The following is a 15603-nucleotide window of genomic DNA, read 5'->3' as shown; positions in this document are numbered from 1 at the left end:
TACCAACTACTTAGCAAAGGAACAGCTCATGTCGGATCCAAAAATCACACGTGTACTCAGCAGCGTAGGCACGACGCGTACGCTGGAAATGGACGACGGCAGTGTCGTCACTCGCTCCGGCGGCACCGTGTCGTGGCGTAACAACAACCCCGGCAATCTCAAGTTCGAATTTTCCGGCAGCGCCGATAAGACAGTGCATAACCCACGCACTCGAGAACAAGCGCTTGATGCGGCACAAGACCGTTATAAAGGCATCGTTGGTCTGGACCAATGGGGCAATGCCGTATTCGAAAGTTACGAGGCCGGACGCGCAGCCAAGATACAGCTATTAGAGCGCCGCTTTAGCGAGAAGACCGTCGAGCAGATGCTACCCAGCTATTCGACCGCTGACTACAGCGGCCGAACCCATCATAAGGAGCAGGCAGCTGCCATCTTTGCTGAGGGCGACCGGCAAGGCGTGGATCTGCGTGAAAAAACAGTTGGACAGATGAGTGAACGGGAACGCGAGGTGCTTGCAGATGGTATCCGTCGTTTCGAGGGCTGGCGTGCAGGCGAGGTAACAACAACTCAGCAGCCTACTCACGCGCAGTCCGCGGCACCCGTGCAGGTGCAGACGTCATCATCGAATGCATTAGCCGGGACTGCACCCACTACTACTACTTACCGTGCAACAGCAGCCAGTGGCGCTGCTGTCTACAACGAGGCCTATCAGCATTTTCTTGGCAAAGGCCGGAGCTATGAGTACGGTCGCCCTGACCATCCGCGCCCAGGCCGCGATAGCAGCCGATTAGAGCGTGATATGGATGGAGACGGCCGGCTTGGCGTCGATTGCTCTGCCTTCGTCTGGCGAGGGCTTAAGAACGCGGGATACGATGTGCCTGGCGAAAATGCTGCAAGCTTCACCACTGCAAAGTTATTCAACGGCACGAACCCGACGTCGTATGCGCGCGAGCACTTCGATGTCACCTCGGCTGCTGAAGCGCGCAAGCCGAATGGATCACTGCACCAAGGCGACATCCTGATGTTCTCATCGCCACAGGGACAGCATGTTGGGATATTCAAGGGCTACGATGCCAAGGGGAATATTCAATTCATCGGATCACAAGGCAGCACCGGGCCAGCCGAAGTCACCATTACTCCAGGCGGATATTGGGATGGTCGCGGGACGAATATCGTCGGCGCATTGACTCCAAAGCCGGAATTTCAGGTACGCGCGCCGCTACATGGCACGGCTGAACCGAGTGTTGCACGCACACACGCAACTGCAAGCGTTGTCCTTCTGCAATCCGCATCGAATGAAGCCGCACCCCATCATTCCGTGAAGCACGGCGTGCGGGGTGATGACGTCCGGTCGATACAGCAGGACCTCAATCGCCTTGGTGTCCGTGATGCGCAGGGCAATCGGCTTGCCGAGGATGGGCGCTTTGGCGACAACACGCGCGAGGCGGTGCTGGCATTCCAGAAGCAGCATGGGCTGCAGCAGGACGGTATCGTCGGTCGCAACACGCAGGCTGCGTTGTCCGCTGCGCAGGCGCAGACACAGGTACCTGCGCGAGACACACAGATTGCCGCGCCGACAGGGCCGTCGCTCACGGATGCGTCGCATCCGGACCATGCCTTGCACAGCGCGATCCGCAGCAGGCTGCCGAGCATGATCTCCAACGAGACAGCTGCCAACGTCACCTTGCAGGCGAAGCAGAACGGCATCGACAGCGCGGACAAGCTGCAGAGCGTGACTGTGCAGGATGGCAAGGCGTTCGTCATGGGAACGACGCCCGGCTTCCGTGCGGCCGTGGATCTGAACCAGCCTGCCCCGACACTGGAGCAGACCAGCGCGCAGCTACTTGCCGGCCAGGCGCAGCAGCAACACGCCCACGCAGAGCATCAGAAGGTTGCAATGGGTGTGCGCTGAGGTGTGACAGGCGCATCCGAAGAAGCCGGCCAATTCGATGGCCGGCTTTTTTTGTACCCGATGTCTGCATCCGCTTGCATTGCAGCAGATGTTGCAGCCACTGACACAATCGGTGTCGTGAGTTTGCCGTGGCACGCGGCATCGAAATGTAAGCCGTGGGCGACCTCCAAATTCAACGCAGTCCAACCGGTGGCGGCACCGTACGCGCAAGTGCCAAGCGAAGTTCGAGCATGCAGGGGCAATGCAGTGACCTGCCGCCCGTCTCTCTGCGATACGCTCCACACCACAAAGTGGCGCCGCGCACAGAACGCAACACCACTGTAATTTTTACTATTGCACGACCGTGGACTGTGCAAGGTTGGCTGTCGGCACCTGCTGCCGTCCGCGATCGGCCGTGATGCTCATCGCCGCCGATCTTTGCATTGCACGTTTCCTGGGAGAGAGTCGTCATGCAATTCCACGTCTTGGGCGCGGCGATCTGCTGCGCGCTATCGTTTTCTGCTGTCGCTACCGCTGCGGATCTATCCGCAACGACCGCTGTTGCGCGGGCGCAATCGCTGTTGGGGAACACCGCATCGGCGTTGGCCAATCGGGCATCGGCCGATGCCTTCGTGGCGCGCGACAGCATTGTCGATGCCGACGGCACCGAACACGTGCGCTTCGATCGCACCTATCAAGGCCTGCTGGTGATCGGCGGCGATGTGGTGGTGCATTCGCGACGTGGCGTGATGCGCGAGCTGAGCCAGACCATGGACACCACGCTGCGTCCGAGCCTGGTGCCGGGCATCGATGCTGCAACCGCATTGCGCGTGGCCGGAGCGCAATTCGACGTGGCGCAGGATGCCGCACCGCGCGCGAGCCTGGCGCTGTATGCGCGCCAGGGCGCACCGCGGCTGGTATACGAGGTGATTTATAGCGGCATCAAGCCCGATCAGACGCCGACCGAAATGCATTACATCGTCGATGCGGTGAACCAGCGCGTCCTCGAATCCTGGGATACGGTGCATACCGTGTGCAGCGGCGGCACCACGGCGACCGGCACCGGGCGTTCGCTGTATGCGGGTAACGTGGCGCTGACCACAGCGCGTTGCAGCAGCGGCTACGAGTTGACCGATCTCGGTCGCGGCAGCGGCGCCACCTACAACATGCGCAACAGCACGTCCGGCAATGGCACGCTGGTCACCGATGCCGACAATGCCTGGGGCAACGGCGCCACCAGCGATACGGTCACCGCAGCGGTGGATGCGCATTACGGCGTGGCGCTGACCTGGGACTATTACCGCAGCACGCATGCGCGCAGCGGCATCGCCAATGACGGTGCCGGTGCGCGTAGCCGCGTGCATTACGGTAGCCGCTACAACAACGCGTTCTGGTCGGACAGCTGTTTCTGCATGACCTTCGGCGATGGCGACGGCAGCACCTTCACCCCGCTGGTGTCGGTGGACGTAGCCGGCCACGAGATGACGCATGGCGTGACCAGCCGTTCGGCACGCCTGGTGTACTCGGGCGAATCGGGCGGCTTGAACGAAGCGACGTCCGACATCATGGGTGCGATGGTGGAATATTCCGCCGCCAATAGCGCGCAACCGGGCAACTATTTGATTGGCGAAAAAATCATCGCCGGCAACAGCAGCGGCACGCTGGCGTTGCGCTACATGTTCAAGCCGAGCCTGGATGGCGATTCGCCGGATTGCTATCGCAGCAATCTGGGCTCCCTCGATGTGCACTACAGCTCCGGCGTGGCCAATCATTTCTACTATCTGCTGGCCGAAGGTGCGGTGGTGCCGAGCGGGTTCGGTGCGGGCACCAGCTACAACCTGACCCCGGCCGGGCTGGTCTGCAGCGGCTCCACGGCGCTGACGGCGATCGGCCGCGCCGCTGCCAGCCGCATCTGGTATCGCGCGCTGACGGTTTATATGACCTCTTCCACCAACTACGCAGCCGCCCGCCGCGCCACGCTGAGCGCAGCCACCGATCTGTACGGCAGCACCTCCACGCAATACCGCGCGGTTGCCGCGGCATGGAGCGCGGTGTCGGTGAACTGATGGGGCCGCGCCCCTCGCCACGCGCTCGATGCGTGGCGAGGGGCGCACCTGCCACAGCGCCATCCGCGCGCGTATGCTTGGGTCATTCCTGGGAGGGAACATGACCGAACGCACCACGACCGCGCGACCGATCGACCGCTATTTCGCCAGCTATTCCGACGATCATCAAAATGCGACCAACCAGCAGATCCATGTGCTGGCGGTGCCGGCGATCCTGTGGTCGGTGGTCGGGTTGCTGTGGTGCATCCCGGTCGGCGGCACTTGGTTCAGCAGCGGCGTGTGGGCAGCGCTGTCGATGTTTGCGGCATGGTCGTATTACAACCGGCTGTCGCGCCCGCTGGGGCTGGGCATGCTGGGGATCTTCTTTTTCTTCGGCTGCCTGTGCCGGTTGATCGAAGGCCGGATCGGGCTTGGCGGCCTGTTCACCACCGCGCTGACAGTGTTCGTGCTGGCGTGGATCGCGCAGTTCGTCGGCCACAAGATCGAAGGCCGCAAGCCGAGCTTTTTGACTGATCTGACCTATCTGCTGATCGGCCCGATCTGGGTGCTGGCCAAGGTCTATCGCCAGCTGGGTTGGCGTTACTGAGCGCGCCCGGCAGACCGGCCAGGGATCACTCGCCAATCCCCAGCTCTTCGGGCAATGGGCGAAACGCACGTGGCGCATAGCCGAAATCGCGGCGCGCCGGCTCCAGGTCGAACACCAGATCGTCGCGCATGCGCTGCAGCGCGGCGGCATTGAGGCCACGCAGACCGCCCAGGCGTTGCGCTGCGGTCAATGCGAGGCCGAACAGGCCCGGCGGCACCTGATACAGGCGCGCGGGCCGTGGCAATGCCTCCAGCACGCGCTCCACCATCTGCGTATACGCCAGCACTTCGCCGCCGCCCACCGCATAACTGCGTTGCTGGGTCGCCGGCTGGGCCACCACCGCCAACGCGGCGCTGGCCAGATCGTCCACATGCACCGGCTGCCGCAGCCCGGTGGCGTTGGCCGGCAACACGAACGCGCCGGTGCGGTGCGCCAAGCCGGCAATCTGGGTCAGCGTCTTGTCGCGTCCGGCACCATAGACCAGGGTCGGACGCAGCACGGTGGCGGCAGCGCCACGCGCCATCGCCGCAGAAAACAGCGCCTGTTCGGCATGCGCCAGCCGTTGCGCGACATCGCGCTCGGCCGCGTCGGTCGAATGCTCCTTGACCTCCACGCTGGTGGAACCGAACGCTACGATCCGCGGCGCCACCACCGGGTTTTCGGTATACCAGCGGGCGAAGTGGTCCAGCGGGCCGCAGCTGAAGATCACCTCGAAGGCCTCGCCAGCAGCGGCCGGCACGGCCAGATCGCCCTGCCGCCAGACCAGCCCGGAGCGCGCCGCGCGCGGCTGCCGCGACCACGCCGTCACCTGCCAGCCGCGGCTCAGCAACCGGGTCAGCAGGCGCGCGCCGATCTGCCCGCTACCACCGAAGACCAGGGCGCGTGGCGCAGATGCGGCAGTGGACGGAGCGGGATGGGCGGCAGTCACGGGCGGCTAGAGGTGCGTCAATGCCTGCAGCATACCGAGTGCGGCGCGGCGATGTGCAGCCAATTCGGCGCGGTTGCCTGCCGTGCGCGAGGGCCGCGTTGACGCAGACGTCAGTCAACGGTTTGTTAAACTCTCGGGCCTGCTCGCGAATCTTGTGTTCCCTGCATGCCTTTCTCGTTGGAAATCCTGTTGGCGTTGCCATTCGTGATGGCCGCTGCCACTGCGCTGCTCTGGCGCACGTCCCGTTCGATCACGGCGTGGTTGGCTGCGGCCGCGCCGTTGGCCGGGCTGCTGGTGCTGGCGCTGTTGACGCCAGCGGTGCTGCGCGGCGAGGTGATTGCCAGCGAACATGCGTGGCTGCCGCAGATCGGTTTGATGTTTTCGCTGCGGCTCGATGGCTTGGCGTGGATGTTTGCGCTGCTGGTGCTGGGCATTGGCGCGCTGGTGGTGCTGTATGCGCATTACTACCTGAGCGCACGCGATAGCGCGTCGCGCTTTTTTGCCTATTTGCTGCTGTTCATGGGCGCGATGCTCGGCATGGTGCTGTCGGGCAACCTGCTGCTGTTGATGGTGTTCTGGGAACTCACCAGCATCAGTTCGTTCCTGTTGATCGGATTCTGGTCGCACCGCAAGGACGCGCGCGAAGGCGCACGCATGGCCTTCGTGCTGACCGCCGGCGGTGGCCTGGCATTGCTGGGTGGCGTGTTGATGATTGGCCGCATCGTCGGCAGCTTTCAGCTGGACGCGGTAGTGGCCGCTGGCGATGTGATCCGCGCCAGCCCGCTGTATCCGTATGCGTTGGGGTTGGTGCTGCTGGGCATTTTTACCAAGAGCGCGCAGTTCCCGTTCCATTTCTGGTTGCCGCATGCAATGGCCGCGCCCACGCCGGTGTCGGCGTACCTGCATTCGGCCACGATGGTGAAGGCCGGCGTGTTTCTGTTGGCACGCCTGCATCCGGCGCTGGCCGGCACCGACCTGTTCTTCTACACGGTCACCAGCATCGGTGCGATCACGCTGTTACTGGGCGCATGGCACGCGATCTTCCAGCACGATCTCAAAGGCGTGCTGGCGTACTCGACCATCTCGCATCTGGGCCTGATCACCATGCTGTTCGGCCTGTCCACGCCGATGGCGGTGGTGGCTGGTGTGTTTCACCTCATCAACCACGCGGTGTTCAAGGCGTCGTTGTTCATGGCCGCCGGCATCATCGACCACGAGACCGGCACGCGCGACATGCGCAAGCTGGGCAATTTGCGTCGCTTGATGCCGATGACCAGCGCGCTGGCCATCATCGCCTCGCTGGCAATGGCCGGCATTCCGCTGCTCAACGGCTTCTTGTCGAAGGAAATGTTCTTCGCCGTAGCGCTGGGCACCGAGGCACCGCAGCTGATGCGCATCCTGGCGAGCACCGCTGCGCTGCTGGCAGGCCTGCTGGGCGTGGCGTATAGCCTGCGCTTTGTGCACGACACCTTCTTCGGCGATGGCCCGCGCGACCTGGCCACCACGCCGCACGAGCCACCGCGCTGGATGCGGATTCCGGTGGATGTGCTGGTGCTGATCTGTGTGGCGGTGGGCGTGGTGCCGGCGTGGACGGTGGCGCCGGTGTTGCGCGCCGGTGCTACCGCGATCTTGGGCGACACGTTGCCGGACTACAGCCTGGCGCTGTGGCATGGCTTCAACTGGCCGCTGGCGATGAGCATCGCCGGCATCGTCGGCGGTGCGTTGTTGTACATGGCGCTGCGGCGCACGCTGGATCTGTACGCCGTCCAGAACCGTTCGCCGGGCAAGGCGCTGTTCCAGTGGAATCTGCGCACCTTGTTCGCCGCCACCGCACGCATGACCGACGCAGTCACCAACGGCAACCTGCAGCGCATGTTGATGCTGCTGGTGCTGAGCGCGGTGGTCGTGGCGCTGGTGCCGTTCCTGCAAGGCGGCACGTTGCGGGCATGGCCTGCGCCCACCCCGATGCCACTGCTGGGCTGGATGGTGTGGTTGTTGATGATGGCCTGCGCCCTGGGCAGCCTGTTCCTGTACAAGCAGCGCCTGCTGGCGGTGCTGGTGCTGGGCGGCACCGGGCTGGCAGTCAGCCTGACATTCGTCTTCTTGTCGGCACCGGATCTGGCACTGACGCAGTTGCTGGTGGAGATGGTCACGCTGGTGCTGATGCTGCTGGCGATGAATTATCTGCCCGAGCGCTCGTTGCCCGAACCGGCGCGGCTGCGCAAGATCCGCGATGCCGCCATCGCCATCGTCGGCGGCGCGGGTCTGGCGGCGTTGGCCTACACCTTGATGACCCAGCCCAGCCACACCGTTGCCGGCGAGCTGCTGCAGCGCGCGTTGCCGGAAGCCTACGGGCGCAATGTGGTCAACGTCATCCTGGTGGATTTCCGCGGCTTCGATACCTTTGGCGAGATCACCGTCTTCGCGATTGCCGGGCTGGTGGTGCACGCCCTGCTGCGCCGCTCGCGGATGGCGCCGGAGCGCACCATGCCGGGACCGCCGATCAAGTTGCCGGTACCGGCCGATCTGGCGCAGATCATGTTCCCGCTGACGCTGACGGTGTCGCTGTTCCTGTTCCTGCGCGGCCACAATGCGCCGGGCGGCGGTTTTATCGCCGGGCTGGTGCTGGCGGTGCCGTTGCTGATGCAGTACGTGATTCAGGGCGCGGCATCGGTGGAATCGCGGTTCGGCTTCGACTACATCCGCCTGATCGGCATCGGCTTGTTGTGCGCGCTGGTCAGCGGTGCGGGCTCGCTGCTAGTCGGGCTGCCGTTCCTCACCAGCGGCCATCTGGAAATTCCGCTGCCGCTGCTGGGCGAGCTGGAACTGGCCAGCGCGCTGGGCTTCGATATCGGGGTGTATCTGGTGGTGTTCGGTGCGGCGATGTTGATGCTGTCGATGATGGGCACGATCAAACCCTCGCGTACGCGCAGTTCGCAGCGCGGCGAGATCGACCCCACCCAACGTTCGACACGCACCGCGGAGCAGCATTGATGGAATTGGCAGTGGCAAGCGCGATCGGCGTCCTCACCGCATTGGCGATCTATCTGCTGCTGCGCGCGCGCAGCTTCGATGTGATCCTGGGCATGACCTTCCTGTCGTACGCGACCAACCTGCTGATCTTTGCCGGCGGGCGGCTGCGCAACGGCCAGGCGCCGGTGCTGCGCGAGGGTGTGCCCGCCGAGCTGATGCACTACACCGACCCGTTGCCGCAGGCGCTGGTGCTGACCGCCATCGTGATTGCGTTCGCGATGACTGCCGTGAGCCTGGTGCTGGCGATCCGCAGCCGTAGCGACAACCACAGCGACCATGTGGATGCGCACGAAGACGCCGCCACCGGTGTGGATACGCGGCAGGCACGGCGATGAATCATCTGCTGATCCTGCCGATCCTGATCCCGATGCTGGGCGCGTCGGCGTCGCTGTTCGTCGAGCGCCGTCGCTACGGGCCGCGCGTGCAGCGCAGCGTGGCGTGGGTGAGCATGGCGTTGTTGGCGGCGGCGGTCGTCGCCTTGTTCGCACGCGCTGCCGACGGCGAGATCCTGGTGTATCTGCTCGGCGACTGGCCAGCGCGCATCGGCATCGTGCTGATGGGCGACCGCTTGTCGGCGTGGATGTTGTTGACGACCTTGATCCTGGGCTCGGCCTGCCTGCTGCACGCCTGCGCGGGCTGGGACCGCCGCGCCCCGCATTTTCATGCGTTGTTCCAGTTCCAGTTGATGGGCTTGAACGGGGCGTTTTTGACCGGCGACATCTTCAACCTGTTCGTGTTCTTCGAGGTGATGCTGATCGCCTCCTATGGCCTGCTGCTCAGCGGCGGGCGCGGACTGCAGATGCGGGTAGGCCTGCATTACGTGGTGTTCAACGTGTGCGCCTCGACGTTGTTCCTGATTTCGTTGGGCTTGCTGTTCGGTGTGTTCGGCACGCTCAACATGGCCGAAATTGCGCAGCGCATTGCCGATCTGCCGGCGCAGGATGTTCCGCTGGCCAAGGCCAGCCTGGGCTTGTTGCTGCTGGTGTTCTGCAGCAAGGCCGCCTTGCTGCCGCTGTATCTGTGGCTGCCGGAAACCTACTCGCGCGCGCCGGCGGCGGTGGCGGCGTTGTTCGCCATCATGACCAAGGTGGGGCTGTACGCAACGCTGCGGGTGTCGTCGTTGTGGTTCGGCGACGGCGCCGGCATGCTGCACGGCTTCGGTCGCCATGCGCTGTTGTGGCTGGGCATCGCGACGCTGCTGATGGCCGCCTTCGGGGTGATGGCCGCATCGCGGTTGCGGGTGATGGTGTCGTACCTGGTAGTGTTTTCGGCGGCGACCCTGTTCATCGCGTTTTCGCTGGACGATGCGGGCGCACTGGGCGCGGGGCTGTACTACCTGCCGCATAGCAGCTTTGTGGCGGCGGCATTGTTCATGGTGTCGGACCTGATCCGGCGCCGCCGCGGCAGTGCCAGCGACCGCAAGGAAGTGGTGGCACCGCTGCCGGGGCGGGCCATTCCGGGCACCATGTTCATGATCGCAGCGGTGGCGGTGGCCGGCTTGCCGCCGTTGTCCGGGTTCCTGGCCAAGGCGGCGCTGCTGCAGCACGTACCGGCGGGCCTGGTGGGGCCGGTGTGGGGCGCCATACTCGGTAGCAGCCTGCTGGTGGTGATCGGCCTGACCCGCGCCGGTGTACGCCTGTTCTGGCGTGTGCCGGTGGCGGTGGAAGACGCACCGGAACTGCAGCCGCAACGGCGCGGTCGCATGCGCCCGGTCGAAACTGCCGCCACCGTCCTATTGCTGGGCGGGCTGGTGGCGATGACCGTGGCTGCCGGCCCGGTGATGCGCTACACCGATGCGGCCGCGACGCAGCTGCGCGACCCCGGCGCGTATGTGGACCAGGTGCGCGCCACCACGCCGCAGCGGAGGCAGCCATGAGCACGCGCGTGCCATTGCGTCGCCGCCTGTTTCCGTCGCCGCCGTTGAGCGTGACCGTCTTCGTTTTCTGGCTGCTGCTCAGCGACAGTTTCGGCCCGCAACAATGGGTGCTGGGCCTGCTGCTCGGCGTGGTTGTGCCGCTCTTTGCGGTGCGTCTGGACCGCGAGTTCGCCCAGATCGGCTCGCTGCGTTCGGTGCCGCGCATGCTGCTGGTGGCCGCGGGCGACATCGTGCGCTCCAACATCAAGGTGGCCGCGCAGGTGCTTGGGCCCGAATCGCGCATCCATCCCGGTTTCATCTGGGTGCCGTTGGACATCGCCAACATCCACGGCATCGCCGCATTGACCAGCATGATCACGCTGACGCCGGGCACGGTGTCGGCCGCGCTGTCGGACGACCGCAGATATCTGCTGGTGCACGTGCTGCATCTGGACGATCCGGAGGCGTTGATTGCCGAGATCAAGACCCGTTACGAGAAGCCCCTGATGGAGATCTTTCCATGACCGGCCACATGTTCATCGAATCGACCATCGTGATCTGCATGCATGCAGTGGGCTTGGCCATCCTGATGGCGCTGTGGCGTTTGCTGCGCGGGCCGACCGTGCCGGACCGCATCCTGGCGCTGGACACGCTTTCCGTCACCGCCATCGCCGAGTTGATGTTGCTGGGCATGTATCTGGATTCGCCGATCTACTTCGAGGCCGCGCTGGTCATTGCGATGCTGGGCTTCGGCAGCACCGTGGTGCTGAGCAAATACGTGTTGCGCAGGGACATTGTCGAATGATCGCCCTCACCGAATATCTGCTCAGCGCCTTGTTGCTGGTGGGCACGTTCTTCATCCTGATCGGCGCGTTCGGGCTGGTGAAGCTGTCGGACTTTTTCAAGCGCCTGCATGCACCGACCAAAGCCAGCACGCTGGGCGTTGGCTGCGTGCTGCTGGCATCGGTGGGCTATCACCTGTTTCTGGGCGTGGACCCGCAACCGCGCGAACTCCTGATCACGGTATTCCTGTTCATCACCGCACCGATCAGCGCGCACTTGATGGCCAAGGCGGCGCTGTCGCTGATGATGGAAAACCGCCCGGAAGTGCCGAATCACGGCGATGTGCAGCAGGAAGGATTGCCGGAAGTCAAAGGCGATGTCGGCGAGAACGAGCAGACCGAGAAGCAACATCCGGGGCCGGCGTCTGAGCGTGGCTGAGGGGTGTTGCCAGGCCTGGATTGTTTGCGATCGCATTGTTGATCTTTGTCGGGAGCTTGCTGCTTGGCGAGGTTGCAGTCTGACGAAGTAGTCGGCATGTGGCGTATGGACTCACCGGCGCGCACGCCGCACTCGATCGCAAGCTGTACGCAGTTTTACAGCTGGCCGATGTATCTCGCAGCATCACGCAAGGCGCTGGCCATGGTTGCGTGCAGCGATGCTGCAACCAACCAAGATCGCTAGCCGGTTGCTAAATGCATACCAGCCAGCGTCGAGGTTGATAGCGTTTGCCGTTGCCGCTTTGATGACCACGCCGATGCGCGATGTGTCGGTTTCGGTACGCGCATGGATCGCAAGCTGCAGAGGGCAGCCGCCGCGCATGACGTCGCATGAACAACGCCGCATCACCGTTGTGCGCAGCATTTTCAGCCACAGCCTTCGACGTAATCCACCTGCCGCGGCTGCCCTACCCACCAACTGCTGACCTTGCCGTCTGCATCGGTCTCGAATACCAGCGCGGTCTGCCTGCCTGCGTCGGCAAGGCGCAGCGCGAGCGCGTTGGGAACGTACTTGTGCGGCTGCTCGGTGAGACCGCCGCAGTACAGTGCGCGCAGCTGCGCCAACGGCATGCCGACCTTGCCACCGCCGGGTGCCGTCTCTTTCGGTTCGCTGGGCTGGTAACGCACCAGATGCTCGCCTTCGAACATGAAACCGAAGCGTCGCGCATCGCTGGCCCACTGCGGGCGTAGCAGGTAGCAGCCGCCATCGGTTGCGGCGTTGCCCTGTAAATGCATCGCGATCATGTGGAGAGCGTGGCGGCACACCGTCGCGGCAATGGCATCGGCGCTTCATTGGCGGCCGTCCCCCCTGTCGGCTCCGAAGGACCGCCGCCATGACCCCACGCAAGACCGAGCTCGCCCTGACCACGTTGCAATCGCGCCGCAGCCCGCTGACGCTGCTGCAACGGCGCGCCCTGATCCTGCCCGACGGACAGCGCGATCTGGTGGCGCTCGCCGTGCTGCCGGGCGGCGATGGCGCGGCATTGGTACACAGCCTGTGCGCGATGGGGTACCTGGATCTTGGCGCCGACGCTGGCAGGACGCCGGGCCCGACGAGCCGCGCTGCAGCGCCCGCAGCGCCGCCGGTGCAGGCCGAGACACCCACCACGCAGGCCGGTGCAGCGCTGACCGAAGAGGATCCGCACCGCCTGCGTCGCCGCGCGGCTACCAGCGCACGGCTGTACCTGCTCGATATCCTGCAGCTGCAACGCAACCCGGCCGCCGTTGTGCTGCATCGGCAACTGCAGGCCGCACGCAGCGAAGAGCAGATCGCCGCCGCCATCGCCGAGGCCTTGCAGGCGTTGCCGCAGATCACCTCGGCCAGCTACACCGAGCGTGTGCGTACACGCATCGGCGAGCTGTTGCCGCAGGCCTTGCAGGCAGCGTGACCTGGTAGCCGCGGGCAGCCTCAGCCGAGATTGCCCGGGTTGTTCGAATGACCGGATTGGCTCACTGCCTTGCCGCACCAACGGCGCTGTCGTACAGGTGCAGTGCAACGCCGCAGTGCAACGCAGCAACGCAACGCGCATCGTACGGCTGCGCCGCGTCTGCCTACGTCGGCGGTTGGAATGCGGCGCGCAACCCGGACCAACACTGCTGGTAATCCGCTTGCCGATGCGTGGCGTTCAACGCTTGCTGGGTCGGGCGCAACACCGCGCGGGTCTCGAACATGAAGGCCATCGTTTCGGCGATGACATCCGGGCGCGTGAGATCGGCCTGCGAGGCCTTGTCGAAGGTGGCCGCGTCCGGGCCGTGCCCGCTCATGCAGTTGTGCAGCGAGGCGCCACCGGGCGCGAAACCTTCCGCCTTGGCGTCGTAGACGCCGTGCACCAGGCCCATGAATTCGCTGGCGACGTTGCGGTGGAACCACGGCGGGCGGAAGGTGTGCTGCGCCACCAGCCAGCGCGGCGGGAAGATCGCAAAATCCATGTTCGCGGTGCCGTGCGTGTCGCTGGGCGAGGTCAGTACGGTAAAGATGCTGGGATCGGGGTGATCGAAGCTGATCGAGCCGATGGTGTTGAAGCGGCGCAGGTCGTAGCGATACGGCGCGTAATTGCCGTGCCAGGCAACGACATCCAGCGGCGAATGGCCGATGTCGGCACGCCACAGATGCCCCTGAAATTTGGCGACCAGTTCGAACGCGCCTTCGCGTTGTTCGAAGGCGGCGTGGGGCGTTTCAAAATCGCGTGGATTGGCCAGCCCGTTCGAGCCGATCGGCCCCAGATCCGGCAGGCGCAGCAGGCCACCGAAGTTTTCGCACACGTAGCCGCGCGCACTGTCGTCCAGCAATTCGACCCGAAAGCGCACACCGCGCGGTATCACGCCGATCTGCTGCGGCTCCAGCTCCAGCACACCGAGCTCGCTATGGATGCGCAGGCGGCCCAATTGCGGCACCAGCAACAGCTCGCCATCGGCATCGTAGAAGAAGCGATCCTGCATCGATGCGTTGGCCCCATACAGATGCACGCCAACCCCGGACATCGCCTCCGGCCCGCCATTGCCGGCCATGGTGTAGAGACCGTCGACAAAATCGGTGGGCGTGGAGGGCAGCGGCAACGGGCTCCAGCGCAGCTGATCCGGCGGCACCGGGCCAGTGCCGAACTCGTTGTGGAACTGTGCTTGTTCGATCAGCGAAAAGCGGCCATGCACGGCCGCCGGACGGATGCGGTACAGCCAGCTGCGCCGGTTCTCCCCACGCGGCGCGGTGAACGCGGTGCCGGACAGCTGCTCGGCATACAGCCCATGCGCCACGCGCTGCGGCGAATTCTGTCCGACCGGTAAAGCACCGGCTACGGCTTCGGTGGCGAACTCGTTGCCGAAACCGGTCATGTAACGCTGGTCGTTGTGCATGGGTGCGTCCGGACTGTGCCCCCACAGGGGCTGGAATTAAGCCCCTCTCCCCTCGGGAGAGGGGTTGGGGTGAGGGTACGGTGTAGCGACCATCTTGCAGATCGTCTCAACCACCGCATCCAGCGAAAGCAATACATCGTTGTTCCAGAAGCGCAGCACTGTCCATCCCTTCGATTGCAGCCACCGCGTCCTTGCCTGATCGCTGGATGCTTGGTGCTGCGATCCATCCAGCTCAACAACCAACGCCGCATCGATACAACAAAAATCTGTGATGTACGGCGGAATCGGATGCTGACGTCTGAACTTGAAACCTTGTAGTTGATTGCTGCGTAAACAGCGCCAAAGTGCGCGCTCTGCGTCTGTCATCTCACTGCGTAATGCACGTGCGTGGGTGCGCGTAACAGTGGGTAATGGCGGTTTGATTTTCATCGCTCCACCGTACCCTCACCCCAACCCCTTATCTCTTGGCGATCTGCCAGATTAGGTGTCGAGAGCCGGCGTGGTCGACCGATAACCCACAGGTCTAAACAACCGCGGGAGAGCGAGGTCGCCACGCCGGGATCTCCTGGCAAACGCCCGAACAGTTGCTGGAGTTGGCACTCGTAACGATCAGGCTGGGCAGCCCAGGAGAGCTCTCGACCCTTCGAGCATAGCGGAGTTTTTCCATGGCATACGGCGTAGGTATCGATGTCAGCAAGCAGTGGTTGGATGTGCATGTGCATGGCTGCAAAGGCGAGCGGCGCTTCCCCAACACGGCGGCAGGTCTGCGCCAGCTGCGCAGCTGGCTGGGACACATGGAGCTGCACCAGGTGGTACTGGAAGCCACGGGCGGCTACGAACTGGCAGCGCTGGATGCGCTGCATGCGGCCGGCCTGCCGGTGGCGCGTGTGAACCCTCGCCAAGCGCGTGACTTTGCCAAGGCCATCGGCCAACTGGCCAAGACCGACACATTGGATGCGCGTGTGCTGGCGCAGATGGCGATGGTGGTATCACTCACGCCCTACCAGCCGCTGGAAGGCTGGCGCCGTCAGCTGCGCGAGTACCAGCAGCGCCGCACGCAGGTGTTGGCGACGGTGCAGCAGGAGCGCCAGCGGCTGTCTCAACTGACCGATGT

At 64.4% G+C, this 15603-nt stretch carries 15 protein-coding genes and 1 pseudogene; 11 read left to right on the top strand and 5 right to left on the bottom strand.

The genetic code is table 11. The features are described from left to right. Positions 1-28: 28 nt before the first annotated feature. The 3 genes from A7D16_RS09210 (at position 29) to A7D16_RS09200 (ending at position 4543) form a co-directional block, all read left to right on the top strand. Positions 29-1912 carry a C40 family peptidase gene (locus A7D16_RS09210; protein WP_064631919.1) on the top strand — a complete coding sequence of 628 codons (1884 nt, stop codon included), beginning with the start codon at positions 29-31 and terminating at the stop codon, positions 1910-1912. A 449-nt stretch (positions 1913-2361) separates the two neighbouring features. Continuing rightward, positions 2362-3957, top strand: coding sequence for a M4 family metallopeptidase (locus A7D16_RS09205; RefSeq protein ID WP_064631917.1), 1596 nt, complete (start codon positions 2362-2364; stop codon positions 3955-3957). A 100-nt stretch (positions 3958-4057) separates the two neighbouring features. After that, positions 4058-4543 (top strand): Mpo1 family 2-hydroxy fatty acid dioxygenase, encoded by a 486-nt coding sequence (locus A7D16_RS09200; RefSeq protein ID WP_064631915.1) that lies wholly within the window; start codon positions 4058-4060, stop codon positions 4541-4543. A 25-nt stretch (positions 4544-4568) separates the two neighbouring features. Here the strand turns inward: A7D16_RS09200 and A7D16_RS09195 are convergent, their stop codons facing one another. Further along, complete coding sequence (locus A7D16_RS09195) at positions 4569-5471, bottom strand: NAD-dependent epimerase/dehydratase family protein (RefSeq protein ID WP_064631913.1); 903 nt, start codon at positions 5469-5471, stop codon at positions 4569-4571. Between the two features lie 165 nt (positions 5472-5636). Between A7D16_RS09195 and A7D16_RS09190 the strand changes: the two genes are divergently transcribed. The 6 genes from A7D16_RS09190 to A7D16_RS09165 are packed head-to-tail and all read left to right on the top strand — an operon-like array spanning position 5637 to position 11580. Next, positions 5637-8465 carry a monovalent cation/H+ antiporter subunit A gene (locus A7D16_RS09190; protein ID WP_064631911.1) on the top strand — a complete coding sequence of 943 codons (2829 nt, stop codon included), beginning with the start codon at positions 5637-5639 and terminating at the stop codon, positions 8463-8465. Next, on the top strand, positions 8465-8839 hold the full coding sequence (locus A7D16_RS09185) for a Na+/H+ antiporter subunit C (protein ID WP_064631909.1): 375 nt from the start codon (positions 8465-8467) through the stop codon (positions 8837-8839). The genes A7D16_RS09190 and A7D16_RS09185 overlap by 1 nt, the downstream gene beginning before the upstream one ends. Then, positions 8836-10380, top strand: coding sequence for a monovalent cation/H+ antiporter subunit D (locus A7D16_RS09180; protein ID WP_064631907.1), 1545 nt, complete (start codon positions 8836-8838; stop codon positions 10378-10380). Before A7D16_RS09185 ends, A7D16_RS09180 begins: the two co-directional genes overlap by 4 nt. Continuing rightward, on the top strand, positions 10377-10883 hold the full coding sequence (locus A7D16_RS09175; protein ID WP_064631904.1) for a Na+/H+ antiporter subunit E: 507 nt from the start codon (positions 10377-10379) through the stop codon (positions 10881-10883). Before A7D16_RS09180 ends, A7D16_RS09175 begins: the two co-directional genes overlap by 4 nt. Continuing rightward, a complete protein-coding gene (locus A7D16_RS09170; RefSeq protein ID WP_042821140.1) occupies positions 10880-11164 on the top strand; it encodes a K+/H+ antiporter subunit F in 285 nt (94 codons plus the stop codon). The genes A7D16_RS09175 and A7D16_RS09170 overlap by 4 nt, the downstream gene beginning before the upstream one ends. Then, on the top strand, positions 11161-11580 hold the full coding sequence (locus A7D16_RS09165; protein WP_064631902.1) for a Na+/H+ antiporter subunit G: 420 nt from the start codon (positions 11161-11163) through the stop codon (positions 11578-11580). The genes A7D16_RS09170 and A7D16_RS09165 overlap by 4 nt, the downstream gene beginning before the upstream one ends. Positions 11581-11763: 183 nt before the next feature. Here the strand turns inward: A7D16_RS09165 and A7D16_RS09160 are convergent, their stop codons facing one another. Beyond that, positions 11764-12003: a hypothetical protein gene (locus A7D16_RS09160; protein WP_147308547.1), complete on the bottom strand. Its 240-nt coding sequence runs from the start codon at positions 12001-12003 to the stop codon at positions 11764-11766. A gap of 2 nt (positions 12004-12005) precedes the next feature. Continuing rightward, positions 12006-12368: pseudogene (locus A7D16_RS09155) on the bottom strand (lectin); the annotation flags it as partial. 104 nt (positions 12369-12472) lie between these two features. Between A7D16_RS09155 and A7D16_RS09150 the strand changes: the two are divergent. After that, entirely contained in the window at positions 12473-13027 is a 555-nt protein-coding gene (locus A7D16_RS09150) for a hypothetical protein (RefSeq protein ID WP_064631898.1), read from the top strand. Positions 13028-13190: 163 nt separating this feature from the next. Here A7D16_RS09150 and hmgA read toward each other — a convergent pair whose 3' ends face one another. Both hmgA and A7D16_RS21440 read right to left on the bottom strand, forming a co-directional pair. After that, a complete protein-coding gene (hmgA, locus tag A7D16_RS09145) occupies positions 13191-14489 on the bottom strand; it encodes a homogentisate 1,2-dioxygenase (RefSeq protein ID WP_064631896.1) in 1299 nt (432 codons plus the stop codon). A gap of 36 nt (positions 14490-14525) precedes the next feature. Next, positions 14526-14918, bottom strand: a complete 393-nt coding sequence (locus A7D16_RS21440) for an endonuclease domain-containing protein (RefSeq protein ID WP_082925767.1) — start codon at positions 14916-14918, stop codon at positions 14526-14528. A 236-nt stretch (positions 14919-15154) separates the two neighbouring features. On the opposite strand from A7D16_RS21440, the gene A7D16_RS09140 reads away from it, so the two are divergent. Next, the coding region (locus A7D16_RS09140) for an IS110 family transposase (RefSeq protein ID WP_153043145.1) at positions 15155-15603 on the top strand (449 nt) is incomplete at its 3' end.

Origin of the sequence: Xanthomonas nasturtii, from assembly GCF_001660815.1 — a bacterium.
In the GTDB taxonomy this organism is placed as follows: domain Bacteria; phylum Pseudomonadota; class Gammaproteobacteria; order Xanthomonadales; family Xanthomonadaceae; genus Xanthomonas; species Xanthomonas nasturtii.
Note: the sequence above shows the minus strand (reverse complement) of the source record. Positions and strands in the feature narration are given on the sequence as shown.